Genomic DNA, 26,794 nt, shown 5'->3' with positions numbered 1-26,794 from the left:
CATAATTACACATGTTCGCTTTTTATCTGTTGATTCGCCAGTCGATGACGATTGAACGAGTACCGAATCAACATCAACGCAACAAAACTGGCTAGCCCGCCGATCCAACTTAAATTCGTTACATTTGTATATTGAATAATCAGACCACCCATTGACGAGCCGAGCATCATGCCGATATTCATAATCGCTGTATTAAAGCTCAGCACGGTTTCCGATGTTTCGGGTTTCAGGGAGATCAGATAAAATTGTTTCGCTGGTGTTGTCGTCCATGTTGCGGTGCCCCATATGGCGAGCGTGATGAAGACGCCAACTATAGAGAATTGTGTAAAGGATAACGCAAAGAGAGTGAGCATCTGAACCGTGATGCTGATTTCAATGGTTCGATTTGGTCCCCATTGATCGACGGCGAAGCCGCCAAAGCGTGAGCCAATAAAAGCAGAAATTCCTAAGATGAGCAGGGCAATGCTGATCATGTCAAGAGTAAATCCGGCCGTCTGCCGCAATAATGGCGAGATATAAGCAAATACCATTGTATATCCTAAAATCCAAAAAGCTGTCGTGGCTAAACCACTTAACACCCTGCGGTCTTGAAGAATTTGCATTTGCTGTTTGAATGGCACATGGGAATGTCCCTCCATAGGCGGTAATAATCGATACAGAAGAAACAAGAGACAAGCGGTCCCTATTGCAATGATGAGAAAAATGGCATGCCAATCTACATATCCTGATAAAAATGTTCCAATCGGTACACCGAGTACTAGTGATACTGTAAATCCAGTGATCACCGTTGCCATCGCACGTCCCTTTTTTTCTGGCGGGGCGAGCTGCGCTGCATGATTCGTTGCAAGCACAATATATAAGCCGCCACTCATGGCCATCATGACCCGCGAAAGCATGAGCAGCATGAAATGATGGCTGAAAAAGGCGAGCACATTGCCTGCTATAAACATGGAAATCGCCGATAAAAGAACCTTTTTTCGGTTCCATTTCGACGTGGCCATGACTAAAAAGAGGGCGCCCACTGCATAAAAGAGGGAGTAGACGGTGATGAGCTGTCCAGCAGCCGGAATTGAGATGTGCAGGTCATCAGAAATGATATCTAGAATGCCTGATACGACGAATTCTGAAGTGCCTGTGACGAAAGAACCGACGGCTAAAAGAAATATGAGCAATGGATAAGATGTACTTTTCATTTTGAACCCTTCCTTTATGTTGAAACGTTGTGTTCATTTTAAATTGCGTGCTAACATAAGTAAAATTGATATTTTTCATGAAGGAGATGAGTGAATACTCATGAGTTTTGTTCGTTTCGAAACAATGGCAAAGGTGATCGAGCTAGGCAGTTTTACCGCTGCAGCTGAAGCATTAAATATGACGCAGTCTGCCGTGAGTCATGCGGTGGCAAGCTTAGAGACGGAGTGGGGCGTGTCTTTATTCATTCGTGACCGGAAAAAGGGTATCATGCTGACAGACATCGGTCGAACCCTGCTCCCTCATATAAGAGAAGTGTTAAATAGAGTGGAGAAGATTCAGCAGGAAATTGCGCTGACGAAAAATATTGAAACAGGCTTAATTCGGATTGGAACCTTTGCCAGTGCATCGGCTTGTTTATTGCCGAAACTGCTTGTGAGCTATCAGAAAAAGCATCCGAAAATTGAATTTAAGTTCTATGAGGGGACATATGAAGAAATATTGGAGTGGCTTCATTCCGGCATTATTGATGTTGGTTTTGTTGTAAAAGGTGAAGCGGATGAAGCATTTGATCTGCTGCCACTGATTCAAGATGAAATGGTGGTCGCCTATCATGAAAATCATCGTTTTCAGCAGCAACCGATTGTAGAGATGGCAGAGTTAGCGGATGAACCGTTTATTATGCCAACTGGCATGTATCAATCACATGTAGAGGATATTTTTTCAAAGGCGCACATCAAGCCGGCTACTTTATTTGAAGTGCACGACTGTACGACCATTGCCCGTATGGTTGGGGAAGGGCTCGGTGTGACGATAGGTCCTAAGTTATTCTTGAAAACGCAGCAGCATGTGCAGATTAGTCAGTTGAATGTGGCGCATCATCGTGAGGTGGCGCTTGCCTGTCCAGCGCTTACACATGCTTCCCCGGCAGTAAAAGAGTTTTTCCATGTAGCTGAATCGGTTTTTGCAAAGGATAGGAATTCAGTGAAGGGTGTATAAAGAACTAGATGTGATTTTCCAAATTCGTGTAATAAGACGAATGAAGCGGACATTTCTTTCAGAAATGTTCGCTTTTCGTATTGTGTTTTAAAAATGAAGTTGGTACAATAGACACAGAAATCAAATAGATAGAAGTCGTATAATCGCGGGGATATGGCCCGCAAGTTTCTACCAAGCTACCGTAAATGGCTTGACTACGTCAATTCACACTCGTTTGATATAAATCATGCATTGTTCTTGTTTGATGTCACGGTCTGAATTCACATTGTAGTCAAGCGTCCCAAAAACTGTTGGGGCGTTTTTTATTTGACTTGTGAATGGGGCAGACTAAAGCAAAAGGACATGAAGGGAGTCAGTTGGCTTTGAAACAGTTTTTTCAGTTTGATGAGTTAGGTACAAATTATCGCAGAGAGATCATCGGCGGTTTAACGACCTTTTTGTCGATGGCTTACATCTTGTTTGTCAATCCGATCACACTTGCTTTAGTAGCAGTACCGGATTTTCCAGATAAATTACGAATTGATCAGGGGGCTGTCTTTACAGCTACGGCGTTAGCTTCTGCGGCAGGGTGTTTCCTGATGGGGTTAATCGCCAGGTATCCGATTGCGATTGCACCAGGTATGGGACTGAATGCGTTTTTCGCTTTCTCGGTTGTTCTTGGTATGGGAATCTCATGGCAGGCAGCACTTTCAGGTGTTTTTGTTTCAGGATTAATTTTCGTTGCTCTTTCTTTAACAGGTTTTCGTGAAAAAATCATCAATGCCATTCCGGCTGAGCTGAAGCTGGCTGTTGGTGCAGGGATTGGTTTGTTTATTACGTTTGTGGGTCTACAAGGCTCTGGTATTATCGCCAATAATGATAATACGCTCGTTTCAATTGGAAATATTCATAGTGGCCCTGTGCTGTTAACGGTGTTTGGGATTGTTGTAACCGTCATTTTAATGGTTCTTCGAGTGAATGCAGGTGTCTTCATTGGGATGCTTGTGACAGCCATTGCTGGAATGATCTTTGGTCTTGTGCCAGTTCCATCTCAAATTATCGGAAGCATTCCAAGCTTGTCTCCAACCTTTGGCCAAGCCTTGATTCACTTGCCAGATATTTTCTCCATTCAAATGCTTATTGTCATTTTAACGTTCCTATTCGTTGGGTTCTTTGATACAGCTGGTACACTTGTGGCTGTGGCAACGCAGGCTGGTTTAATGAAAAATAATGAGCTGCCGCGTGCAGGAAAAGCACTGCTGGCGGATTCTTCTTCTATCGTCGTCGGTTCTATTCTTGGAACATCAACAACGACGTCTTATGTTGAATCTAGTTCAGGTGTTGCTGCGGGTGCCCGCTCTGGTTTTGCAGCCGTCGTCACAGGAATTTTCTTCTTACTTGCGATGTTCTTCTCGCCGCTATTATCTGTCGTGACACCGAATGTAACGGCACCTGCTTTAATCATTGTTGGTGCACTGATGGTAGCACCTCTTGCGAAGATCGCATGGGATCGTTTTGAAATTGCGGTACCAGCCTTCTTAACCATGATTATGATGCCACTCACATACAGCATTGCGACAGGGATTGCGATTGGTTTCATTTTCTACCCGATCACTATGATCTTTAAAGGAAAAGCAAAAGAAGTGCATCCAATTATGTACGGATTGTTTGTCATCTTTATTCTATACTTTGCTTTCTTAAATCATTAATCATTCGTCTGAAACAGCAGCTCACGGAAGCTGCTGTTTCAGCGTGTAGGCAAACCCTCGCATTCTTTGTCAGTCCTGCGTGCCGGTGCTCACGAATGTCAAATTCGCTCCGCGCCGGTACTCGTCCTTCCTAGACTGCAAAGGTTTTCAGTTCACGCTGAAAAGAAGACAAAGGGCTAAAATAAAGTTCATTTTAGCCCTTTGTCAACAATCTGACAGCAGCTCACGGAAGCTGCTGTTTTTTTGTAGGAAAATTTTAAAAACATAGTTGACTTATAGGAATTATCTGTTTATGATAAAAAGACATAATTCGCTGATTGGATCACCAAAGGCGCTTTGATTTCCTTTTTCAATAGAAGGTTTCAGAGTGCCTTTTTTTCTTTGATTGATGAAAAAGGGGAGGGGATGTCTTGTCACGCTGGCTTAGGCAGGTGATTGAGCGGAAAAAGCAGGATTTGATTGAGAAGCTCCTGTTATGGGGGCATGAAGAAAAACAGGAAGCACTCATGCATTATACGATTCATGAGTTGGAAAATGAGGTTCTCTATTTAAAAGAACGAAAGCAAAAGTAGTGGGATGGGGGATGAGTGATGGATGAACAAAAGCTGAATTTTATTTTATCTGCCTTAAAAGGCATTGAATACGGATCGGTGGTGATCACCATCCACAATGGACAAATTACACAAGTCGATACAACAGAAAAGACCCGTTTCCCTACTCATCAGGAGAATCTTCGGGTACAGAAAGCAAAGAGGAGTCACTATCGTTCATGATGAGCTCATACAAGCTGATGCAGTCATCAGCTTTTTTGTTTTGTCTTATTTTCTCTCCATTTAAAACCTCTGCCGTCTTTTATCCGTCTATTCGTATGAAGGTCAAGGAATCTTGACTGAATCGAAAGACTCCGCTACTTTAATAGGAGTCATCCGAACAGGTCATTCGTTGAGCCTGTGCGGATTGTGTTGGGATAGGAGTTGATATGAGATGTTAGAGAAAGATCAAGAGCAGGTCACATCTGAAACGAAAAACGAAGAGCCATCAATAGATCAAGAAACAAGGCAATCCCGCCTCAGCCGCAGCGCAGCAAAACGAGGGAGAACCGCAAAGACAGCGGATGATGAACGTTCAGCCCTTCAGCGCATGATGAGAGGTGTGGGAGGTGCTTTTCAGCGCTATAGCTCATATGGGCTTGCGATGTTAAAATCACCTAGTCATGCTATAAATCAAGCGGAAACTTTACGCTTGAAGTACGCTTGGATTTCAATTGTGTTGTTCAGCGTGTTTTTTGCTTTAGGCAACTATGTTCAATTAAAGGCGTCAAAGACTCGTTTATTAGGCTTTGGCATTCATTATTCTTTTGGTGATGCCTTTTTGAAGGTAGCGGTCTTTACACTCGTTCTGTTGACACTCATGGTGCTGACGGTTTGGGTGCTTGGTAAGTACATGCTCAAAGGGAACATATCGCTAAAAGTAGTGATCATGAAGTTTGGTGCTGCGCTTGTACCAGTTTTGGTTTTATCCATCCTTTGGCTTGTATTTGCCATGCTGAATATTCCATATGTGACGGTCATTTTATCTGTGATGATGTTTGTCGGTCTCCAGTTAATTGCAGTGGTGCTCTTTCGTTCGATTCAATCAGCGCATGAAGCTGATCGAGGGGATTTGATGTATGCTGGCTGGGTCTTTTTATTGGTTGAGCTGGTCATCATTGCACTGCTGTGGGGCATTGTCGGAGAATATTTGATTCCTTCGCTTGTTCCTGTTCAGTTTGGATAAAACAGGCTCAAAACCTCCTTTGGTTAAAAAGGAGGTTTTTTCATGTTGAGAAGTGGGAAAAGCGGGTAAACTCTTGGTAACATAGACCATCCTTGTTGTCGAAAGATATATGTGTTTTTCTCGTGCAAATTTGATTGTATCAAGGTTTGTTCTCTAGTAGAATATGGGGTGCTTTATTTGATTTTTAGTGCAGGGGGTTCGAATCGTGCTTCAACAACTTTTATCCAATGCGTTCACCATGGTTTTGATCATTTTAGTGATTAACATTGTCTATGTCTCTTTTTCCACTATGCGTTTGATTTTAACAATGAAAGGCAGAAGGTACGCAGCCGCCTTTGCTGGTACAGTCGAGATGCTGATTTATGTCATTGGTTTGAGTATCGTGTTAGATAACTTAGATCAAGTCCAAAATGTCATTGCGTATGCGCTAGGCTATGGGATTGGGATTATTGTCGGGATGAAAATTGAAGAGAAGCTGGCACTTGGCTACATTACTGTGAACGTGATTACAAAAGAAATCGATCTAGATCTCCCAAAGCAATTGAGAGAAAAAGGATATGGTGTCACCAACTGGGTAGTAGGAGGTCTTGAAGGAGACCGGTCAGCGATGCAAATTTTAACACCGAGAAAATATGAACTGCAATTATATGAAACGATTAAAACGCTTGATTCAAAGGCGTTTATCATCTCGTATGAGCCCAAAACGATTCATGGCGGCTTCTGGGTGAAGGCCGTGAAGAAAAGGAGAATTAAAGAATGACCGCAAAACCAAAGAAGAAAAAATTTTATGTGGAGGACAACATGACGATTGATCAAGTGTTGTCTCAGATGGCAGAGGAAGGCTACTCACCTGTCCGTCGAATGGAGGAGCCGATTTTTCAGGAAAAGAAGGAAAATGGGTCGATTCAGATCATTCCGATTGGTAAAAAAATCGTATTTGAGGGAAAAATACTCTAAATCCGAACATTAAAACGACGACTTCATAGATTGTTCGATAAATCCGTTGACATCATGAACATCCGTTGTTAAGATAAACATGAAATCAAAACACGAACCTCATATAATCTTGGGAATATGGCCCATAAGTTTCTACCCAGTTACCGTAAATGACTGGACTATGCAGGATAGTGAACAAAACTGACATGGCGTTTCAAAAGCGAACAGCGCTTACCATGGCCCGGTTTGTGTTGCTTCCTAACAATGCAATACAAACCGGGTCTTTTTGTTCGGCGTTTGACAAGCTACTTAGGTTTGGGAAGCGTGTCAAACGATACAAAATCGAATACAGCTTAAAGGTGGGGACAAAATGAAGCCGCTTGTAGGTGTCATCATGGGAAGTACATCTGATTGGGAAACAATGAAAAATGCGTGCGATATCTTAGAGGAACTAAACATTCCGTATGAAAAACAGGTTGTCTCTGCACATCGGACACCTGATTTGATGTTTGAATATGCGACTGAAGCAAGAGGCAAAGGACTCAAGGTCATTATTGCCGGTGCTGGAGGCGCAGCACATTTACCGGGGATGGTCGCAGCGAAAACGACACTGCCGGTCATTGGTGTGCCCGTACAATCAAAAGCATTAAACGGGCTGGATTCCTTATTATCCATCGTTCAAATGCCAGGCGGTGTACCTGTTGCTACAGTAGCGATTGGCAAAGCCGGTGCAACAAATGCAGGCCTGTTAGCCGCACAAATGATTTCAGCATTTGATGAAGCCGTTGCAGCTCGCCTTGAAGAAAGAAGAGAGCAAACAAAACAGACTGTACTAGAAAGCAGTGATCAGCTTGGCTAAGCAGACCCTTTTTCCAAACGCAACCATCGGTATCATCGGCGGCGGACAGCTTGGCAGATACATGGCCGTCAGTGCAAAGCAAATGGGCTACCGGGCAGCTGTCCTAGACCCTGTGACACAATCTCCTTGTGGACAGGTTGCAGATACGGAAATTACAGCCGCATACAGTGACCTTGAAGCGATAAGGCAGCTGGCGGACATTAGTGATGTGGTGACATATGAATTTGAAAATATTGATTATGATGCACTCAATCAGCTGAAGGAAGAGGCGTATTTACCGCAAGGAAGCGACCTTCTTCTGTTAACTCAAAACCGTGAAACGGAGAAAAAAGGGATTGTAGACGCAGGCTGTGAAGTAGCACCTTATCGCATCATTCATGATCAGAAAGAGCTAGAAGCCGCAATAGATGTACTTGGATTGCCAGCTGTGCTGAAAACATGCAGAGGCGGTTACGACGGTAAAGGACAATACGTCATCAAAGAGAAGGATCAACTTCATGAAGCTACTGCACTCCTCACTCATGGGACGTGCATTTTAGAAAGCTGGGTCCCATTCCAAATGGAACTATCCGTGATTGTGACGAGGTCTGTTCATGGGGAAATTGCGGTATTCCCAGTCGCTGAGAACATTCATCAGCACAATATTTTATTCCAAAGCATTGTGCCTGCAAGAGTAGACGGCAGCATTCAGGAGAAAGCAAAAGAGCTGGCAACGACACTCGCTGAAAAACTTGGATTAGTCGGTACGCTTGCTGTAGAACTGTTCCTGACAAATGAAGGAAAGCTGCTCGTTAATGAATTGGCACCACGCCCGCATAACTCTGGACATTACACACTTGATTTATGTGAGACGAGTCAGTTTGAGCAGCACATTCGCGCCATATGTGGTTTGCCGCTTGGCGGTACAGCCCTTTTATCAGAGGGAATGATGGTGAACTTACTTGGCGATGAAGTGGATATCCCAAAAGAGCATCCTGAGCTTTTAAAGGAAGCGAAGCTTTATCTATATGGCAAGCATGAAGTGAAAGCCGGCCGCAAAATGGGACATATGACGTTTATGAAAAAGCTCGATGATGAATGGATGACAAACATCACAAAGATATGGACTGAAAGAGATGGAGGAAACGGGAAATGATCGAACGTTACGCACGACCAGAAATGTCAGCAATCTGGACAGAGGAAAACAAATTTAATGCATGGCTTGAAGTAGAAATTCTCGCTTGTGAAGCTTGGGCAGAACTTGGCGTTATTCCGAAAGAAGACGTTGTGACAATGCGCAAGAATGCAAGCTTTGATATTGGACGTATTTTAGAGATTGAACAAGACACGCGCCACGACGTGGTTGCCTTTACGCGTGCTGTATCTGAATCTCTAGGAGAAGAAAGAAAGTGGGTTCATTACGGGTTAACCTCTACAGACGTAGTGGATACGGCGCTTTCATATCTATTAAAACAGGCGAACGATATCTTGCTCAAGGACATTGAGAGATTTGTTGACATACTAAAAGAAAAAGCAAAAGAGCACAAATATACAGTCATGATGGGCCGTACACACGGTGTACACGCTGAACCGACAACATTTGGCCTGAAGCTTGCTCTTTGGTACGAAGAAATGAAGCGTAACTTAGAACGTTTTAAACAAGCAAAAGCTGGCATTGAATACGGTAAAATCTCTGGTGCTGTTGGCACATATGCGAACATTGACCCGTTTGTTGAGCAATATGTATGTGAGAAACTTGGCATCAAGGCTGCACCAATTTCAACCCAAACCTTGCAGCGTGATCGTCATGCCGATTACATGGCAACTCTTGCATTAGTCGCTACAAGCATTGAGAAATTTGCTGTTGAAATTCGTGGTCTTCAAAAGAGTGAAACACGTGAGGTAGAAGAATTCTTCGCAAAAGGACAAAAAGGATCATCTGCTATGCCGCATAAACGGAACCCAATCGGCTCTGAAAATATGACGGGGATTGCTCGCGTCATCCGTGGGTATATGCTGACTGCTTATGAAAATGTACCGCTTTGGCATGAGCGTGATATCTCTCATTCATCTGCTGAGCGCATCATTTTACCAGATGCAACGATTGCACTGAACTATATGCTGAACCGTTTCTCCAACATTGTGAAGAACTTGACGGTGTTCCCTGAGAATATGAAACGCAATATGGACCGTACACTTGGCTTGATCTACTCTCAGCGTGTACTACTTGCGCTCATTGATACAGGTATGGCACGTGAAGAAGCATATGACACGGTTCAGCCAAAGGCGATGGAGGCTTGGGAAAAACAAGTACCATTCCGTTCATTAGTAGAAGCAGAGGAGAAAATCACTTCACGCTTAACACCTGAACAAATCGCTGACTGCTTCGATTACAACTATCACTTGAAAAATGTCGATATGATTTTCGAACGTCTAGGTCTTGCGTAAGAAATGGGCCGCCTGCTAGTCAGGCGACTCATCCTGAAAATTGCCAACATTCAAATTAGGAGGCCAATCTGAATGACTGTGAAACAAGAACTTCTCTACGAAGGCAAAGCGAAAAAAATCTATCAGACCGATGACGAGCATATTTTATATGTCGAATATAAAGACTCAGCTACAGCATTTAACGGTGAAAAGAAAGCGGAAATTGAAGGCAAAGGCAGACTGAACAACGAAATTTCCAGCTTAATCTTTCAAATGCTACATGAGAAAGGGATCAACAATCACTTTGTGAAACGCCTCTCTGAAACAGAACAGCTCATTCAAAAGGTAGATATCGTACCGCTTGAAGTGGTTGTGCGAAACGTTGTAGCAGGCAGTATGTCAAAGCGTCTTGGGATTCCAGAGGGAACGAAGCTGGATACACCATTGATCGAGTTTTACTACAAAGATGATGCACTGGGCGATCCGCTCATTACAGAAGATCATATTCGCATATTACATGCAGCGACACCTGAACAGGTGGAGGAAATGAAACAAATCACAAGACAAGTGAATGAAGAATTGAAGCAAATCTTCTCAGATTGCCATGTGAATTTAATTGATTTCAAGCTTGAATTCGGAATAGATCACGAGAATCGTATTTTGCTAGCTGATGAGATTTCACCTGATACGTGCAGGCTTTGGGACAAAGACACAAACGAAAAGCTTGATAAAGACGTGTTCAGACGAAACCTGGGCGGCTTAACGAATGCATACGAAGAAATTTTCAAAAGACTTGGAGGCCATAAACATGTATAAAGTGAAAATTTTTGTCAGCTTAAAAGAGAGCGTTCTTGATCCACAGGGAAGTGCCGTGCAGCACGCGTTGCACAGCATGTCTTATCAGGAAGTAAAGGATGTCCGTATCGGGAAATACATGGAGCTTGTCATTGAAAAATCAGATCGTGATTTAGATACAGTGGTCAAAGAAATGTGTGAAAAATTGCTTGCCAACACGGTCATTGAAGATTACCGCTATGAGGTGGAGGAGGTTGTCGCACAGTGAAGTTTGCAGTGATCGTCTTGCCTGGCTCTAACTGTGATATCGACATGTACCATGCGATTCAAGATGAGTTAGGTGAACAAGTTGAATATGTATGGCACGACGAAACGAGTCTTGACGGATTTGACGCTGTACTCGTACCAGGCGGTTTCTCTTATGGGGATTACTTAAGATGCGGTGCGATTGCTCGTTTTTCTAACATCATGCCGGCTGTGAAAAAAGCAGCTGCGGAAGGAAAACCTGTTCTTGGTGTTTGTAACGGGTTCCAAATTCTTCAGGAGCTTGGCATTCTTCCAGGAGCGATGAGACGCAATAAAGACCTCAAATTTATTTGTCGACCAGTTGAACTCATTGTAGAGAACAACGAAACACTATTTACAAGCGGCTATCAAAAAGGCGAATCCATTACGATTCCTGTAGCACACGGTGAAGGCAACTTCTACTGTGATGAAGACACGTTAGCGAAGCTGATTGAACGAGGCCAAATCGCCTTCACTTATGGAGACGATATTAACGGCAGTGTCAATCGCATTGCAGGTGTAACGAATGAACAGGGCAATGTACTCGGCATGATGCCGCACCCTGAGCGCGCGGTTGATTCATTACTAGGCAGCGCAGACGGACTTAAATTGTTTCAATCTATCGTGAAAAATTGGAGGGACACTCATGTCACTACTGCTTGAACCAAGTCACAAGCAAATTAAAGAAGAGAAATTGTATCAGCAAATGGGATTGAGTGATGAAGAATTCGCTTTAATCGAATCCATTATTGGTAGGCTGCCAAACTACACAGAAACAGGCATCTTTTCTGTGATGTGGTCAGAGCATTGCAGTTATAAAAACTCAAAGCCTGTTTTAAGCAAATTCCCGACGAAAGGAGAGCATGTTCTTCAAGGTCCTGGGGAAGGCGCTGGAATCGTTGATATTGGAGACAACCAAGCGGTTGTGTTTAAAATCGAATCACATAACCATCCATCTGCAATTGAACCGTATCAAGGAGCGGCAACAGGTGTCGGCGGGATTATCCGTGATGTTTTCTCCATGGGGGCGCGTCCAATTGCTGTATTAAACTCTCTTCGTTTTGGTGAACTGACTTCACCGCGCGTGAAGTACTTGTTTGAAGAAGTAGTGGCAGGGATCGCAGGCTATGGAAACTGTATCGGGATTCCAACAGTCGGCGGAGAAGTTCATTTTGATGAAAGCTATGAAGGCAACCCGCTCGTTAACGCGATGTGCGTAGGGTTAATCAATCATGAGGACATCAAAAAAGGGCAGGCCAAAGGTGTCGGCAATACGGTCATGTACGTTGGGGCCAAGACAGGACGTGACGGAATTCACGGCGCAACATTTGCCTCTGAAGAATTTTCTGATGAATCAGAAGAAAAGCGTTCAGCTGTTCAAGTGGGCGATCCGTTCATGGAAAAGCTATTGCTTGAAGCGTGTCTTGAAGTCATCAAAAATGATGCGCTCGTAGGTATTCAAGATATGGGAGCGGCTGGTTTAACTAGCTCAAGTGCGGAAATGGCAAGTAAAGCAGGCTCTGGTATCGAGATGAACCTAGACCTGATCCCTCAGCGTGAAACAGGCATGTCAGCATACGAAATGATGCTGTCTGAATCTCAAGAGAGAATGCTTTTGGTCATTGAAAAAGGCCGTGAGCAAGAAATCATTGATATCTTTAAAAAATATGATCTTGAAGCTGTATCTGTCGGTCATGTGACAGACGATAAAATGCTTCGTTTACTCCATCAAGGTGAAGTGGTGTGTGAGCTTCCAGTTGATGCCCTTGCAGAAGAAGCGCCAGTTTATCACAAGCCGTCAAGTGAGCCTGCATACTATCGTGAGTTCTTAGAAACAAAAGTAGAAGCACCTGAGATCACAGATGCAGCACATACGTTAAAACAGCTCCTTCAGCAGCCAACAATTGCGAGTAAAGAATGGGTTTACGATCAATACGACTATATGGTTCGAACAAATACAGTTGTTGCACCGGGCTCTGATGCGGGTGTTCTAAGAATTCGTGGAACGAAAAAAGCTCTTGCGATGACAACAGATTGTAACGCACGTTATCTCTACCTTGATCCAGAGGTCGGCGGTAAGATTGCAGTCGCAGAAGCAGCACGTAACATTGTCTGCTCAGGCGCTCGTCCTCTTGCTGTGACAGATAACCTAAACTTCGGTAACCCGGAGAAACCAGAAATTTTCTGGCAGATTGAAAAGTCTGCTGACGGCATTAGTGAAGCTTGCCGCACATTAAGCACGCCGGTGATCGGCGGGAACGTCTCTTTATACAATGAATCAAATGGAACAGCGATTTACCCAACACCAGTCATTGGAATGGTTGGTTTGGTTGAAGATACAGCTCATATTACGACTCAATCGTTCCAGCAGGCAGGCGATGTCATTTTCGTCATTGGTGAAACGAAGGAAGAATTTGCTGGCAGTGAGCTTCAAAAGATGACAGAAGGCCGTATCTACGGAAAAGCGCCAGAAATTGATTTGGATGTAGAACTGGCGCGTCAGAAAGCCCTTCTAGCAGCGATTCAAAACGGACTTGTTCAATCAGCACATGATGTGTCTGAAGGCGGTCTTGGTGTAGCACTAGCTGAGAGTACATTTGGAACAAAGGGACTTGGCGCTGATATCCAGATTGATCTAAACAGCGCAGCATTATTATTCAGTGAATCACAGTCACGTTTTGTCGTAACTGTTAAACCAGAAAACCGTGAAGCATTTGCTGCGGCTGTGAAAGATGCAAAAGAAGTTGGAACGGTCACAAATGATGGTGTGTTTTCCGTCAAAAATCAAGAAGGACAACAATGGATTCATGCAGCGGTCAACGAGCTTGAACGTGCATGGAAAGGAGCGATCCCATGCTTGCTGAAATCAGAGGCTTAAACGAAGAGTGTGGTGTCTTTGGGGTTTGGGGACACGACGAAGCCCCTCAAATCACCTATTACGGATTGCACAGCCTTCAGCACCGAGGACAAGAAGGTGCGGGAATTATTGCAACAGATGGTGAAAACCTGACATCACATAAAGGCCTTGGACTGATTACGGAAGTGTTCCAAAATGGTGAGCTAAAGGATTTAAAGGGAAAAGGTGCGATTGGACACGTTCGGTATGCGACAGCAGGCGGAGGCGGCTTTGAAAATGTGCAGCCCCTCTTCTTCCGTTCGCAAAACAATGGAAGTCTTGCCCTTGCTCATAATGGAAACTTAGTCAATGCAACGCAATTAAAACAGCAGCTAGAGAACCAAGGAAGCATTTTTCAAACATCCTCTGATACCGAAGTGCTGGCTCACTTAATTAAGCGCAGCGGATATGTTGATTTGAAGGATCAAATCAAAAATGCCCTGTCTATGCTGAAAGGAGCATATGCTTTCTTAATCATGACGGAAACAGAAATGATTGTGGCGCTTGATCCGAATGGCTTACGTCCACTTTCACTTGGTATGCTTGGAGACGCTTATGTTGTCGCTTCTGAAACATGTGCATTTGATGTCGTGGGTGCCGCATATTTACGTGATGTGGAGCCTGGTGAAATGCTTATCATTAATGACGAAGGGCTGAAGTCAGAACGCTTTTCGATGAACATTAACCGTAGCATGTGCAGCATGGAATACATTTATTTCTCAAGACCTGACAGCAATATCAATGGCATCAATGTGCATAGTGCGAGAAAGAATCTTGGCAAAAAGCTTGCAGAAGAAGCGCATGTGGAAGCAGATGTTGTGACAGGGGTGCCAGATTCGAGTATTTCTGCCGCAATTGGATATGCCGAAGCGACAGGTATTCCATATGAGCTTGGTTTAATTAAAAACCGTTATGTCGGCCGGACATTTATTCAGCCGTCTCAATCATTGCGTGAGCAGGGCGTGCGAATGAAGCTATCTGCTGTACGCGGGGTGGTCGAAGGAAAACGTGTCGTGATGGTGGATGATTCCATCGTACGCGGAACAACAAGCCGCCGGATTGTGACGATGCTAAGAGAAGCGGGAGCGACGGAAGTGCATGTACGCATTAGTTCACCGCCAATCGCTCATCCGTGTTTTTATGGAATTGATACGTCTACACACGAAGAGCTGATTGCATCATCTCATTCAGTGGAAGAAATTAGACAGGAAATCGGTGCAGACACCATTGCATTTTTATCTGTAGACGGTTTAATGGACGGGATTGGCAGAAAGTATGATGATCCGCAGCGTGGTCAGTGTTTAGCATGCTTTACTGGAAAATACCCGACCGAAATTTATGAAGATACTGTCCTTCCTCATGTGAAGGAAACAGTCCTGACGAAATAATCGAATAATGGAGCAGCAGTCAACGTGATTTGATATGCTGCTCTTTCATTCTGCCGAAAATACATGAAAGACAAGCAGATAAAAGGAGTGAATGGGATGTCAGAAGCATATAAAAACGCCGGTGTCGACATCGAAGCAGGATACGAAGCCGTTAAACGAATGAAAACACACGTAGAACGTACAAAAAGAGCAGGTGTCATGGGGGCTCTAGGCGGATTTGGCGGTATGTTTGATTTATCTGAACTGCCATACAAAAAGCCCGTTCTTGTCTCAGGAACAGATGGTGTTGGTACGAAATTAAAGCTGGCATTTTTAATGGATCAACACGATACGATCGGTGTAGATGCTGTCGCAATGTGTGTGAACGATGTGCTTGCACAAGGAGCAGAGCCGCTCTTTTTCTTAGATTACTTAGCAGTCGGAAAAGCAGATCCTTTGAAAATTGAATCCATCGTGAAAGGTGTAGCTGACGGATGTGAGCAGTCTGGTTCGGCGCTTGTCGGCGGAGAGACAGCAGAAATGCCGGGTCTTTACACAGAAGAAGAATATGATATTGCTGGGTTTTCTGTAGGCGTCGTTGAAAAGGATGAAATCGTGACAGGAGAGAGTATCAAAGAAGGGCATTTACTCATTGGACTCAGCTCAAGTGGGATTCATAGCAATGGCTATTCTCTTGTACGTAAAGTATTGCTTGAAGACGCTGGTCTTGATCTTCACCAAACATATGAACCTTTTACAAGACCGCTTGGAGAAGAGCTTCTTGAACCGACGAAAATTTATGTAAAGCCAGTCCTCAAACAAGTGAAAGCCGGCAAGATTGACGGCATGGCACATGTGACAGGCGGCGGCTTTATTGAGAATTTACCACGTATGCTGCCTGAAGGACTTGGTGTGGAAATTGATAATGGCTCATGGCCAGTTCCGCCGATTTTCTCCTTTATTCAAGAAAAAGGACAATTGAAAGCAGAAGACATGTTCAACGTGTTTAATATGGGTATCGGCTTTGTTTTAGCAGTCAAAGAGAATGATCTCGTCGATGTGATCAGCGGACTTGAACAAGACGGAGAGAAAGCATTTCTCATCGGACGAGTTCAAAAGGGAGAAGGCGTCACTTTCGGTGGTGGAAGTCTCTCATGAAGAAGTTTGCAATCTTCGCCTCTGGAAGCGGGACAAATTTTCAAGCCATTATGGATACATTAAAGGAAGAACAGTGGCAGGCAGAGGCCGCCATTGTGATCTGTGATCAACCGGGTGCGAAGGTGCTGGAGCGGGCAGAGAAAGAGGGGATTCCGTCCTTTGCTTTTACACCGAAGGCTTTCCCTAGTAAAGCGGCTTTTGAACAAACGATCATTGAACAGCTGAAGCTGCATGAAGTAGAATGGATTTTCCTTGCTGGGTATATGAGACTGATCGGTCCGACATTACTTGACGCATTCAGAGGGAAAATCGTGAATATTCACCCGTCCTTACTGCCAGCATTCCCGGGGCTTGATGCCATTGGGCAAGCCTATCAAGCAGGGGTCAAAGTGGCAGGTATCACAGTTCATTATGTCGACGAAGGCATGGATACCGGCCCGATTATTGACCAAGCGGCGATTTACATTGAACATGGGGAAGAGCTTGAATCCATTGAAAAAAGAATGCACGAATTAGAACATACACTATATCCAAAAGTGATCAAATCACTTTTAGAATTATCTTAATGAGGTGACAAAGGCATGACGATCAAACGCGCATTAATCAGTGTTTCCGATAAAACGAATCTTGTACCTTTTGTGAAAGAATTAACAGAACTTGGCGTTGAAGTGATTTCAACTGGAGGTACACACAAACTTCTTCAAGAGAACGGCATTGATGTCATTGGAATTTCTGAAGTGACGGGATTCCCAGAAATCATGGACGGACGACTCAAAACACTCCATCCGAACATTCATGGTGGATTGTTAGCAGTGAGAGAAAACGATGAGCATATGGCACAGATCGAAAAGCACGGCATTCAGCCGATTGATCTTGTTGTCGTGAATCTATATCCTTTCAAAGAGACAATCTCAAAAGACGATGTAACATATGAAGAAGCGATTGAAAACATTGATATTGGCGGGCCGGGCATGCTTCGTGCCGCTTCAAAAAACCATCAGGACGTCACCGTGATTGTGGACCCTCGAGATTATGATACAGTCATTCAGCAAATCAAAGAAGGCGGCGTGCCGCTAGAGAAAAAACGTGAGCTGGCGGCAAAGGTATTCCGTCATACGGCTGCTTACGATGCCCTCATTGCGGATTACTTAACGAACTATGTTGGTGAAACAGAGCCAGAACAGTTCACTGTCACATTTGAGAAAAAGCAATCCCTTCGTTATGGAGAAAACCCGCACCAAGCGGCGACTTTCTATGAAAATGCCCTTCCAAGCAAAGGCTCGCTCGCAACAGCGACACAATTACATGGAAAAGAGCTTTCCTACAACAATATCAAAGATGCAGATGCCGCTCTTCAAATTGTACGTGAATTCTCAGAGCCGGCCGCTGTGGCTGTGAAGCACATGAACCCATGTGGTGTTGGTACAGGAGAAACCATTGCAGAAGCATTTGATCGTGCATTTAAAGCAGACGAAACGTCTATTTTCGGCGGCATTGTTGCGCTGAACCGTGAAGTAGACAAACAAACGGCTGACGTTCTGCATACGATTTTCTTAGAAATTGTCATTGCTCCATCGTTCAGCCAAGAAGCACTTGATGTGCTAACAGCGAAAAAGAACCTTCGTCTCTTAACACTTGATGTCGATGCGGATCTTGAGAAAAAAGAAAAGCAGCTGACGAGTGTTCATGGCGGACTGCTCGTTCAGGATATCGACACGTATGGCTTAGATGAAGCGACCATCTCGATCCCGACGAAAAGAGAGCCAACTGATGACGAATGGAAAGACTTAAAGCTCGCATGGAAAGTCGTTAAGCATGTGAAATCAAATGCGATCGTTCTAGCGAAGGATCAAATGACCGTAGGGATTGGTGCTGGTCAAATGAACCGCGTCGGCTCCGCTAACATTGCCATTGAGCAAGCAGGTGAAAAGGCAAAAGGAAGTGCGCTGGGTTCTGATGCGTTCTTCCCAATGGGCGATACAGTGGAAGCTGCTGCAAAGGCAGGCGTAACAGCGATCATTCAGCCGGGCGGATCTATTCGTGATGAAGAATCGATTCAAAAGGCAGATGAATACGGCATCGCCATGGTCTTCACTGGCGTTAGACATTTCAAACATTAAGGGGATGACAGTGTGAATGTATTAATTATCGGCAGAGGCGGAAGAGAGCATACCATCGCATGGAAAGTGAATCAAAGTGAACTTGTCAGCCAAGTATTTGTCGCACCCGGCAATGATGGAATGACAGACACTGCGAAGCTTGTACCGATCGACGAAGGAGATCATGAGGCGCTAATTCGTTTTGCAAAAGAAAACGATATCGGCTTAACGATTGTCGGCCCAGAGGTTCCGTTAATTGCAGGTGTCGTCGATGCATTCGAAGAAGCAGGTCTAAAAGTATTTGGACCGAATGCAAAAGCCGCAGTCATTGAAGGCTCAAAGGAATTTGCTAAGGATTTAATGAAAAATTATGATATCCCGACAGCCGCTTACGCCACCTTCACATCGTTTGAAGAAGCAAAGGCATATGTGGAAGAAAAGGGTGCACCGATTGTCATTAAGGCCGACGGGCTCGCGGCAGGAAAAGGCGTGACAGTGGCAATGACGCTTGAAGAGGCGATTAACTGCCTGCATGACTTTTTAGAGGATGAAAAGTTTGGCGATGCGAGTGCATCGGTTGTCATTGAAGAATTTTTAACAGGTGAAGAGTTTTCTCTGATGGCCTTTGTCAATGGAGAAAAGGTGTATCCGATGGTAATAGCACAGGATCATAAACGGGCATTTGAAGATGACAAAGGACCAAACACCGGCGGTATGGGTGCTTATTCACCCGTTCCACAAATTTCAGATGAAGTCGTACAAAAAGCGGTGGAAGACGTCGTCAAACCGGCTGCTCGTGCAATGGTGCAGGAAGAACGTCCGTTTACCGGTATTTTATATGCGGGCTTAATGCTGACACCAGAAGGCTCAAAGGTCATTGAATTTAATGCACGTTTTGGTGACCCTGAAACGCAGGTTGTGCTTCCTCGTCTTGAATCAGATTTAGTCCAAGTATTCCTCGATATTCTAGACGGAAAAGATGTGGACTTGCAGTGGAAAGACACTGCCGCTGTCAGTGTGGTTCTTGCTTCAGAAGGATACCCGGAGGACTACGCAAAAGGCACGCCAATCGGTGCTTTGCAAACAACCGTTTCTGATGTGGTGACCTTCCATGCAGGAACAAAAAAGGAAAACGGTCAATTCGTCACAAATGGCGGACGTGTAGCAAATGTGACCGCATTTGATGACACATTTGAAGCGGCAAGATCAAGAGTGTATGAAGCGGTTGAAGAAATCATTCAACCAGGTTTATTTTATCGCCGTGACATTGGCGCCCGTGCGCTGAAGGCTGCGAGGAAAACCGTTTAATCAAAACACCTTTCTATCTGATGAGATGGAAAGGTGTTTTTCTTCTTCTGTTCATGAGAAGGGATGCGGATGGAATATGAAGAAGTAGTATACGATCACGAATTGATATACGGAGGAAACATGGAAATCAAAGCATTTATCATCTTTGCGATCGTTATACTTATTTTATTTCTCATAACAATAAATAACATCATGTTGATTGCCATTAAGCAGAATAAATTGAAAAAAGGCTTAGCCATCAGTTATATGATCATTTCCATTTTTTCTGGCATTGCTATTTCTTCATTTTTAATTTGGAAGTCTTTCATTAGCTAAGAGGGGAATGAGTGTATGGTGCAATTGAAGAAACTTGCAAACGAGCGTTTTTCTGCCTTGATCTGTATGGATGGATTTAATGAGCGAATTCGTTTAGATGATTACAGCGGCAGGGTTCGGGATGTGATTCAGACCGTACTTCAGGAAGCGGCGGACTGCAAGGCTTCTAAGGTCATTGTAAAAGTAAGGCGTGAGCATCTGCCTCTTTTTTTAGAGAAAGGCTTTCGGCTTGAAGGGGTGTTTTCTCATTATTTTCTCGGAAGTGATGCGTACGGCATGTCGCTCTTTCTGACTGAAGATCGGATGGACAGCCCCTATTGGCTGAAGGAAGATGAAATTGTTGCGTCTATTCAAGAAAAGCCGATCAAAAAAGATCAGAGCGTGTGGCAGGATGAGTATGTGATAAGGAAAGCCGATACGCAGGACATTCACAAGCTGGCAGAGCTCTATGATACGGTCTTTGAAACGTACCCCACGCCAATGAATAAGCCGGATTATATTCAAAAGGTCATGGAGGAAGGGACGGTTTTTTATGCCGTTGAACATGACGGTCATATTGTGAGTGCGGCATCTGCTGAAATCAATGCACCGTATGGTCATGCAGAATTAACCGATTGTGCAACCCTTCCCACATACAGAAAACTAGGATTCATGCATCATTTGATTCTAGCGCTCGAAAAAGAGCTTCAATCCATGCACATTTATGTCTTTTATTCTCTTGCACGTGCACTGTCCTATGGAATGAATCAAGTGTTTTATCAGCTTGGGTATACGTATACCGGACGCTTTCAAAACAACTGCTATATTTTTGACAAAATTGAAGATATGAATCTATGGGTCAAAACGCCAAATGAATCATGAAATGGTTCTCATCTGATCAAGCAGACCAGATAGGCGGTACGCCATGATACTAAGCTGCAACTTCATCCGATCATCAGTGGATTTGAGGCTGCAGCCTGTTCTCGTTTCAATTTGTTTCAACCGGTAGCTTAACGTATGTCGATGAATAAATAATTCCCCCGCGGATTTTTGAATATTTTCATTGTGTGCCAAATACACTTCGAGTGTATGAATCAGGTCAGCCCCTTGTTTTTTCGTATAAAGCAGAGGGCTTAACAGCTCCACGTAAAAGTCATGCAAATTCATTCCTGCTTCGTTCATTTCAAGCAGCATGCCATATAGGCCGAGCTTCTGATAATGAATGATGCTTTCGTCTGTCTTTAAAAGAGGAAGAAGCCTTGCTGCATACTGGGCTTCTTTTGCACTTTTGGCAAAGAGACTGATCTGGTCATAAGCTCTTCCGATGCCAATCACAATGGGATGGACAGGGAAAAAATAAGACCAAGTGCTGCGGCATTCTTCTGATGCGCTGTACCACTCTGATTCTTGAAACGTTTTCTTCCCGGCGGGTGTCAGGACAAAAATGGAATCAAGCCTTGCCTTTAGTAAAAAAGGGATATGTCTGCGTTCAAAAATGGATGTAAGCAATTGAGAGAGGCGCTGCACCATCTGGTGATCGAGCTGCGTGTGCTGATGCTGAAATTGAAAGTAGATGACGACCTGTTCCTCGCTCATATCATATTGCAGCTTTCTTGCTTGTTCGATGACATAGCTTTCTTCTGTGTATTGCTGCTGCAGCATGTCATCTAACAAATGTCCCTGCATTTGGTTTTCTGTATCTTGAATGGCTTTTTGTTTCAGCCATTCAATGGCATACACCGCCCCGGCATGCTCGATGGCAATCGCATCGAGATGATGCCACATCTCCTTTTTCTTTAAAGCCACAATAAACCCGAAAATATCGCCCATTGCAATCACGGGGCACGCAGCCAGAACAAACGCACCGCATGTGTCATAGATGAGCCTCCCTTTCTCCTCTGCCTGCTTCAGAAGTGGAGCGGTTTCAATTGGTTCGTCATCTATTAGAAAGCCAAAAGCAGGAGAATACGTTACGTGATCTGTTTCGAGATGAGCCGCTGTTTGGTGCAAAAACACATCAAGAACGACGATATTTGCCGCAGTAAGATGTGCCAGTTCATCCGTAATTTGCGTGACATTTTTATTGCTCACATTTAAATGGGTCAGTCTTTGATGAATCGCTGAAGAATATTTGAGTTGATGGAGCTGACTGCTAACGATTTGCTCTAGGACGGCTTTTGTAATGTCTGAAAAATTGACGTGCGGCGGAATTTCAATGAGCGGAATGCCGCTTTTTTTGGCTGCCTTAATCAGTGAGGCAGGAATCTCTGTTAAGTAGACGCCCTTATAAATGGCAATGGCTGATAGTCGACGGGATTGAATCAATTCTTCAAGGCGAGCGCATCTTTCTTTATTTTCTGCAAGCCCAAACCCGGTTGTGACGAGTAATTCCCCTTCGGACAGTCTGGAAGTGTCCTCGATAATCTCCACAATGGTTACCCACTGAATGAGGCGGTCCAGTCCATTTTCTCCAGCAAGCAGTTTGGTTTCTTTCATCATATCGAGCGAGAGTGCATCTTTGACGAGAATCGCCATAGACTCATGACCTCCTTTTGAACACTCTTATACATCATGTATAAAAAACACGTGTGAAATTCGGGCATGTGTCGAATGGAGGATGACTGCCCTCTTGATTAAGCTAATCTTATAACAAGTATACAAAATTTTCTTGCGATTCATGTAAAAAGAAAGAGACAGCTGCTGATAAGAGAGGGAGGAATGACAAAGTGGAGACCCGGGATTACCTAATCAAACCGATGTTGAATCAGCAATATCCTGTGGCTGTGAGAGGAGAGGGGATTTATTTATATGATCGGGACGGAAAAAAATATATAGACGGCTCATCGGGGGCAGTCACGGCAAGTATTGGACATGGCATACCAGATATTATTGAAGCGATGACCGAGCAAGCGAAAAAGGTGAGCTTTACGTACAGGTCACAATTTACAAATGAACCAGCGGAAGAACTTGCGTATGAATTGAGTACACTTTGCCCAGGTAACCTGAACTGGTCTTTTTTTGTAGGAAGCGGATCAGAGGCAACGGAGACAGCTATGAAAATGGCGATTCAGCATTGGCAGGAGCAGGGAAAGGCAGAAAAGAATCACATCATATCAAGATGGATGAGTTATCACGGCATCACACTTGGTGCACTGTCGATGTCCGGTCATATTGCGAGGAGAGAGCGCTTTGAACCACTGCTTGAAAAACACCCGGTGCTGTCTCCGCCCTATAACTACCGGTCATGGCTGCCAAAAGAAGAAAGCAAGCAGGTTGAGTGGTATGTCCAGGAATTTAAGACTGTCATTCAGCGTATAGGAAAAGAGAGGATTGCCGCATTCATTGCAGAACCGATTGTTGGAGCAGCGGGAGCGGCGCTTGTTCCGCCAGACGGATATTTCGAGGCGATGAAGCGTGTCTGCGAAGAAAACGAGATTTTAATGATTGCAGATGAGGTCATGACAGGCTTTGGACGAACTGGGAAAACGTTTGCGATGGAGCATTGGGGTGTCGTACCAGATATCATGGTTCTCGGAAAAGGAATGAGTGCAGGCTATTCACCGATTGCGGCCGCCGTTTCAGCGGATCATGTGATTGCGCCGATTCTCAGTGGTTCAGGCTCTGTGATGGCTGGCCACACGTATAGTGCCAATCCGCTTTCAGCAGCCGTTTCACTTGCGGTCATTCGGTATATGAAAAAACATCAGCTGGCCGAACGGGCTGATCTTTCTGGGCGATACCTGATAAATGCTTTAAAAGAACTGCAATTAACACATTCCATTATAGGAGATGTGAGAGGGAAGGGATTGCTCATTGGCATTGAGTTTGTCGCAGATCGTTTATCCAAAACGCCATTTCCTGCACATGCCCAGATGACCAATCTTGTCGTTGAAACGGCAAAGCAAAACGGATTGCTCGTGTATCCCGCAAGCGCTGGAGAGGATGGAGTGGGCGGCGCAGCTGTCATGATTGCACCGCCGCTTTCTATTACGCAGCAGGAGATGGATGAACTTATTTATATATTTGGGCAGACCATCACGCAGGTCGAACAAGAAGTCATCAATCGAGGGTTTTTCCCATCTGCTATGTAGGGGAGGAAGGAACATGAACAAAACGGTGGGCTTTGATGAAGTGATCAAGCGATTGAAAGATGGGATGACCATCATGTTTGGCGGATTTGGCGGTGTGGGTTCACCACCATCGTTGATTGATGCCATTTTGGAAGCAAATATTCAAGATCTGACATTGATCGGAAATGATGCAGGCTTTCCCCAAATTGGCGTGGGCCGGCTTATCACAGAAGGAAGAGTCAAAAAAATCATCGCTTCTCATATTGGTTCGAATCCGATTGCCGGTCAGAAAATGCAGGCAGGTACATTAGACGTTCTTTTTTACCCGCAGGGCATCCTTGCAGAAAAGATCAGAGCAGGCGGGATGGGGCTGGCGGGCATTGTGACAGATGTCGGAATGGATAGTCTGAACCTTGAGGAGAAACAATTGGTTCCGTTAAATGGGAAAAATTATATTTTTGAGCCTGCGCTCACGGCGGATATTGCCATCGTCAATGCCTATAAAGCGGATGAAGCGGGAAATCTGATTTTTGATAAAAGTGCACGAAATACAAACCCGATTGTCGCCATGGCAGGCGATTGGACCATTGCGGAAGCAGAAAAGATTGTGCCGGTGGGACAGCTTCATCCAGAAGAAATCGTGACGCCGGGCGTATTTGTGAACCAGATCGTGCAATCAAAAGGAGTGAACTGGACATGGGCATGGGAGACATCGATTTAAGACACTGCATTGCCAAAAGAGCGGCACAGGAAATTGAAGATGGCATGATTGTGAATCTTGGGATCGGCATCCCGACCCTAGCGGCCGATTACATCCCCGCACATTACGAGGTGTGGCTGCATGCAGAAAACGGCATTATGGGGGCAGGAGCCTCGCCCCTGCAAGGGGAAGAAGATCCGAATTTGTGCAATGCCGGCGGTTTTCCCATTACGTTAATAAAAGGCGGCTCCTACATGGACAGCACGACGGCTTTTGGCATTATCCGAAAAGGGATGCTTGATATGACGATTTTGGGTGCACTTGAAGTAAGCAGTCAGGGGGATCTTGCCAATTGGATTGTACCGGGTAAAAGAGTGCCTGGTATGGGCGGAGCGATTGAACTGGCGCAAAAAGCGAAAAAGGTGGTGGTGGTGATGAGCCATCTGGATAAACAAGGTCGATCTAAAGTGAAATCGGCTTGTACACTGCCCTTAACCGCTAAATCTTGTGTCGATTTGATTATTACCGATATGGCGGTGATCGAGGTTAAGTCTCAGCTACTCATTTTGCGTGAAGTCATGCCGCCGTTTCAGCCGGAAGATGTTATGAGGGCGACAGAAGCTCCTTTAATATTAGCGCCTGATGTCAAATCTGTTGTGTAGAAAGGATGACCAACTTGCAGCCAATCACACGTATCAGAAACTGGATGAAAGAGCATCAGGAGGAAGCCATTACACTTCTTCAGCAAATGGTGCAATGCGAGAGCACACAAGGAAATGAACAGGAAGTACAAAACATCGTGGCCAATAAGCTGTCGGCCATAGGCTTTGATGTAGATGTTTGGGAAATCGGCGGCGAGGAGTTACTGGAACATCCTTATTTTTATTCCCCTCGCCGTTCTTTTAAAGGAAGTCCTAATGTTGCTGGACGATTGAAAGGAAAAGGCAATGGAACATCCATTTTATTAAATGGGCACGTAGATGTTGTCCCAGAAGGAGATGCGAAACAATGGACATATCCGCCATACAGCGGGCATATCATAAATGGGAGACTTTATGGACGCGGGGCAACAGATATGAAAGGCGGGAACGTTTCTTTACTCTTTGCCCTTGAGGCACTGCATGCGCTTCAGATTCCGCTGAAAGGAGATGTGGTGTTTCATAGCGTGGTTGAAGAGGAAAGCGGCGGGGCAGGCACACTTGCAGCGATACTGAAAGGATACACAGCAGATGCTGCGATCATTCCAGAACCAAGTCATATGAAAATCTTTCCGATTCAGCAAGGGTCAAAGTGGTTCAGACTGCATATTAAAGGAAGGGCGGCTCACGGCGGAACAAGGTATCACGGCGTTTCCGCTATTGAAAAGAGTACCCTGGTTCTTTCTCATATAGCGGCACTAGAAGAAGAAAGAAATCATCGAATAACGGAGCCACTATTTCAGCATATCCCGATTCCGGTCCCCATCAACATTGGGAAAATTCAAGGCGGTGATTGGCCGTCTTCTGTTGCAGACCTTGTCACAATGGAAGGCAGACTCGGTGTGATGCCGGGTGAGACGGTGGAACAGGCAGAGAAGGAACTAGAGAATTGGATGGCGGGACTTGGGGAGAAAGATGAATGGTTCCAAGAACATCCTGTAGAGGTCGAATGGTTTGGTGCAAGATGGCTCCCGGGGTCAATTGATACAGATCATCCGCTCTTAGGTCTATTGAAGGAACAATATGAAGAGGTATTAAAGCATCCGCCAAAGGTGGAAGCTGCCCCTTGGGGAACAGATGGCGGATTACTGTCACAGGCAGCAGGTATCCCGATCATTGTGTTTGGACCTGGAACAACGGAGCTTGCCCATTATCCGAATGAATCCATTGATATAGAGCATGTCATCGAAGCAGCAGAAATTATTGCGGGCACGATCGTGAAATGGTGTGAAGCAGCTGATTGATGAGCGCACAAAAAAAGAAGGCTGT

Annotated in this window: 27 protein-coding genes and 2 riboswitches; of the genes, 25 read left to right on the top strand and 2 right to left on the bottom strand. The window is 44.7% G+C overall.

Annotated elements, in window-relative coordinates; genetic code table 11:
* Positions 1-5 precede the first annotated feature (5 nt).
* On the bottom strand, positions 6-1,193 hold the full coding sequence (locus GPA07_RS16470) for an MFS transporter (RefSeq protein ID WP_157292992.1): 1,188 nt from the start codon (positions 1,191-1,193) through the stop codon (positions 6-8).
* Positions 1,194-1,293: 100 nt separating this feature from the next.
* On the opposite strand from GPA07_RS16470, the gene GPA07_RS16465 reads away from it, so the two are divergent.
* The 21 genes from GPA07_RS16465 (at position 1,294) to ablB (ending at position 20,939) form a co-directional block, all read left to right on the top strand.
* Positions 1,294-2,190 (top strand): LysR family transcriptional regulator, encoded by an 897-nt coding sequence (locus GPA07_RS16465; protein ID WP_008355741.1) that lies wholly within the window; start codon positions 1,294-1,296, stop codon positions 2,188-2,190.
* Between the two features lie 115 nt (positions 2,191-2,305).
* A riboswitch (purine riboswitch) is annotated at positions 2,306-2,407 on the top strand.
* 145 nt (positions 2,408-2,552) lie between these two features.
* On the top strand, positions 2,553-3,878 hold the full coding sequence (locus GPA07_RS16460; protein ID WP_157292991.1) for an NCS2 family permease: 1,326 nt from the start codon (positions 2,553-2,555) through the stop codon (positions 3,876-3,878).
* A gap of 410 nt (positions 3,879-4,288) precedes the next feature.
* The gene (locus tag GPA07_RS18695) at positions 4,289-4,450 is read left to right on the top strand and encodes a hypothetical protein (RefSeq protein WP_167358855.1); all 162 of its coding nucleotides are present in this window, start codon (positions 4,289-4,291) and stop codon (positions 4,448-4,450) included.
* A gap of 18 nt (positions 4,451-4,468) precedes the next feature.
* Positions 4,469-4,651 (top strand): YezD family protein, encoded by a 183-nt coding sequence (locus GPA07_RS16455; RefSeq protein ID WP_008355746.1) that lies wholly within the window; start codon positions 4,469-4,471, stop codon positions 4,649-4,651.
* A 211-nt stretch (positions 4,652-4,862) separates the two neighbouring features.
* On the top strand, positions 4,863-5,654 hold the full coding sequence (locus GPA07_RS16450; RefSeq protein ID WP_071167955.1) for a hypothetical protein: 792 nt from the start codon (positions 4,863-4,865) through the stop codon (positions 5,652-5,654).
* A gap of 205 nt (positions 5,655-5,859) precedes the next feature.
* Positions 5,860-6,414 (top strand): DUF2179 domain-containing protein, encoded by a 555-nt coding sequence (locus GPA07_RS16445; protein ID WP_008344300.1) that lies wholly within the window; start codon positions 5,860-5,862, stop codon positions 6,412-6,414.
* Positions 6,411-6,611, top strand: coding sequence for an NETI motif-containing protein (locus GPA07_RS16440; RefSeq protein ID WP_008344299.1), 201 nt, complete (start codon positions 6,411-6,413; stop codon positions 6,609-6,611). The genes GPA07_RS16445 and GPA07_RS16440 overlap by 4 nt, the downstream gene beginning before the upstream one ends.
* Before the next feature lie 79 nt (positions 6,612-6,690).
* Positions 6,691-6,792, top strand: a riboswitch (purine riboswitch).
* Between the two features lie 168 nt (positions 6,793-6,960).
* Positions 6,961-7,449, top strand: a complete 489-nt coding sequence (purE, locus tag GPA07_RS16435; protein ID WP_071167954.1) for a 5-(carboxyamino)imidazole ribonucleotide mutase — start codon at positions 6,961-6,963, stop codon at positions 7,447-7,449.
* Positions 7,442-8,584 (top strand): 5-(carboxyamino)imidazole ribonucleotide synthase, encoded by a 1,143-nt coding sequence (gene purK, locus GPA07_RS16430; protein ID WP_157292990.1) that lies wholly within the window; start codon positions 7,442-7,444, stop codon positions 8,582-8,584. The genes purE and purK overlap by 8 nt, the downstream gene beginning before the upstream one ends.
* Positions 8,581-9,876: an adenylosuccinate lyase gene (gene purB / locus GPA07_RS16425; RefSeq protein WP_008355754.1), complete on the top strand. Its 1,296-nt coding sequence runs from the start codon at positions 8,581-8,583 to the stop codon at positions 9,874-9,876. The genes purK and purB overlap by 4 nt, the downstream gene beginning before the upstream one ends.
* 72 nt (positions 9,877-9,948) lie before the next feature.
* Entirely contained in the window at positions 9,949-10,671 is a 723-nt protein-coding gene (gene purC, locus GPA07_RS16420) for a phosphoribosylaminoimidazolesuccinocarboxamide synthase (protein ID WP_008355756.1), read from the top strand.
* A complete protein-coding gene (purS, locus tag GPA07_RS16415; protein WP_003214349.1) occupies positions 10,664-10,918 on the top strand; it encodes a phosphoribosylformylglycinamidine synthase subunit PurS in 255 nt (84 codons plus the stop codon). The genes purC and purS overlap by 8 nt, the downstream gene beginning before the upstream one ends.
* On the top strand, positions 10,915-11,598 hold the full coding sequence (purQ, locus tag GPA07_RS16410; protein ID WP_008355760.1) for a phosphoribosylformylglycinamidine synthase subunit PurQ: 684 nt from the start codon (positions 10,915-10,917) through the stop codon (positions 11,596-11,598). The genes purS and purQ overlap by 4 nt, the downstream gene beginning before the upstream one ends.
* Positions 11,582-13,813 carry a phosphoribosylformylglycinamidine synthase subunit PurL gene (gene purL / locus GPA07_RS16405; RefSeq protein ID WP_157292989.1) on the top strand — a complete coding sequence of 744 codons (2,232 nt, stop codon included), beginning with the start codon at positions 11,582-11,584 and terminating at the stop codon, positions 13,811-13,813. Before purQ ends, purL begins: the two co-directional genes overlap by 17 nt.
* Complete coding sequence (gene purF / locus GPA07_RS16400) at positions 13,789-15,219, top strand: amidophosphoribosyltransferase (RefSeq protein ID WP_008355765.1); 1,431 nt, start codon at positions 13,789-13,791, stop codon at positions 15,217-15,219. Before purL ends, purF begins: the two co-directional genes overlap by 25 nt.
* Before the next feature lie 96 nt (positions 15,220-15,315).
* Positions 15,316-16,356: a phosphoribosylformylglycinamidine cyclo-ligase gene (purM, locus tag GPA07_RS16395; protein ID WP_008355767.1), complete on the top strand. Its 1,041-nt coding sequence runs from the start codon at positions 15,316-15,318 to the stop codon at positions 16,354-16,356.
* Positions 16,353-16,922 (top strand): phosphoribosylglycinamide formyltransferase, encoded by a 570-nt coding sequence (purN, locus tag GPA07_RS16390; RefSeq protein WP_008355770.1) that lies wholly within the window; start codon positions 16,353-16,355, stop codon positions 16,920-16,922. Before purM ends, purN begins: the two co-directional genes overlap by 4 nt.
* A 15-nt stretch (positions 16,923-16,937) precedes the next feature.
* Positions 16,938-18,476, top strand: a complete 1,539-nt coding sequence (purH, locus tag GPA07_RS16385; protein ID WP_071167950.1) for a bifunctional phosphoribosylaminoimidazolecarboxamide formyltransferase/IMP cyclohydrolase — start codon at positions 16,938-16,940, stop codon at positions 18,474-18,476.
* A gap of 12 nt (positions 18,477-18,488) precedes the next feature.
* On the top strand, positions 18,489-19,763 hold the full coding sequence (purD, locus tag GPA07_RS16380; RefSeq protein WP_157292988.1) for a phosphoribosylamine--glycine ligase: 1,275 nt from the start codon (positions 18,489-18,491) through the stop codon (positions 19,761-19,763).
* Between the two features lie 69 nt (positions 19,764-19,832).
* A complete protein-coding gene (locus GPA07_RS16375) occupies positions 19,833-20,078 on the top strand; it encodes a hypothetical protein (RefSeq protein ID WP_232532065.1) in 246 nt (81 codons plus the stop codon).
* A 15-nt stretch (positions 20,079-20,093) separates the two neighbouring features.
* Positions 20,094-20,939, top strand: a complete 846-nt coding sequence (gene ablB, locus GPA07_RS16370; protein ID WP_157292987.1) for a putative beta-lysine N-acetyltransferase — start codon at positions 20,094-20,096, stop codon at positions 20,937-20,939.
* Here the strand turns inward: ablB and GPA07_RS16365 are convergent.
* Positions 20,934-22,592, bottom strand: coding sequence for a PucR family transcriptional regulator (locus tag GPA07_RS16365; protein ID WP_157292986.1), 1,659 nt, complete (start codon positions 22,590-22,592; stop codon positions 20,934-20,936). The genes ablB and GPA07_RS16365 overlap by 6 nt on opposite strands.
* A 191-nt stretch (positions 22,593-22,783) precedes the next feature.
* Here GPA07_RS16365 and GPA07_RS16360 point away from each other — a divergent pair, with 191 nt between their 5' ends.
* From GPA07_RS16360 to GPA07_RS16345, 4 genes are read left to right on the top strand one after another with little or no spacing between them, the layout of a single operon-like run.
* A complete protein-coding gene (locus tag GPA07_RS16360) occupies positions 22,784-24,148 on the top strand; it encodes an aspartate aminotransferase family protein (protein WP_157292985.1) in 1,365 nt (454 codons plus the stop codon).
* Between the two features lie 13 nt (positions 24,149-24,161).
* The gene (locus GPA07_RS16355; RefSeq protein WP_157292984.1) at positions 24,162-24,848 is read left to right on the top strand and encodes a CoA transferase subunit A; all 687 of its coding nucleotides are present in this window, start codon (positions 24,162-24,164) and stop codon (positions 24,846-24,848) included.
* Entirely contained in the window at positions 24,824-25,489 is a 666-nt protein-coding gene (locus GPA07_RS16350; RefSeq protein ID WP_008355786.1) for a 3-oxoacid CoA-transferase subunit B, read from the top strand. The genes GPA07_RS16355 and GPA07_RS16350 overlap by 25 nt, the downstream gene beginning before the upstream one ends.
* A 14-nt stretch (positions 25,490-25,503) precedes the next feature.
* The gene (locus tag GPA07_RS16345; RefSeq protein WP_008355788.1) at positions 25,504-26,769 is read left to right on the top strand and encodes a peptidase; all 1,266 of its coding nucleotides are present in this window, start codon (positions 25,504-25,506) and stop codon (positions 26,767-26,769) included.
* The last annotated feature ends 25 nt before the right edge of the window (positions 26,770-26,794 follow it).

It is taken from the genome of Bacillus sp. ms-22, from assembly GCF_009759805.1.
Taxonomy (GTDB): Bacteria; Bacillota; Bacilli; order Bacillales; family Bacillaceae; genus Bacillus; species Bacillus xiamenensis.
The sequence above is the reverse complement of the archived record's forward strand: the minus strand, read 5'-3'. Positions and strand labels throughout refer to the sequence as shown.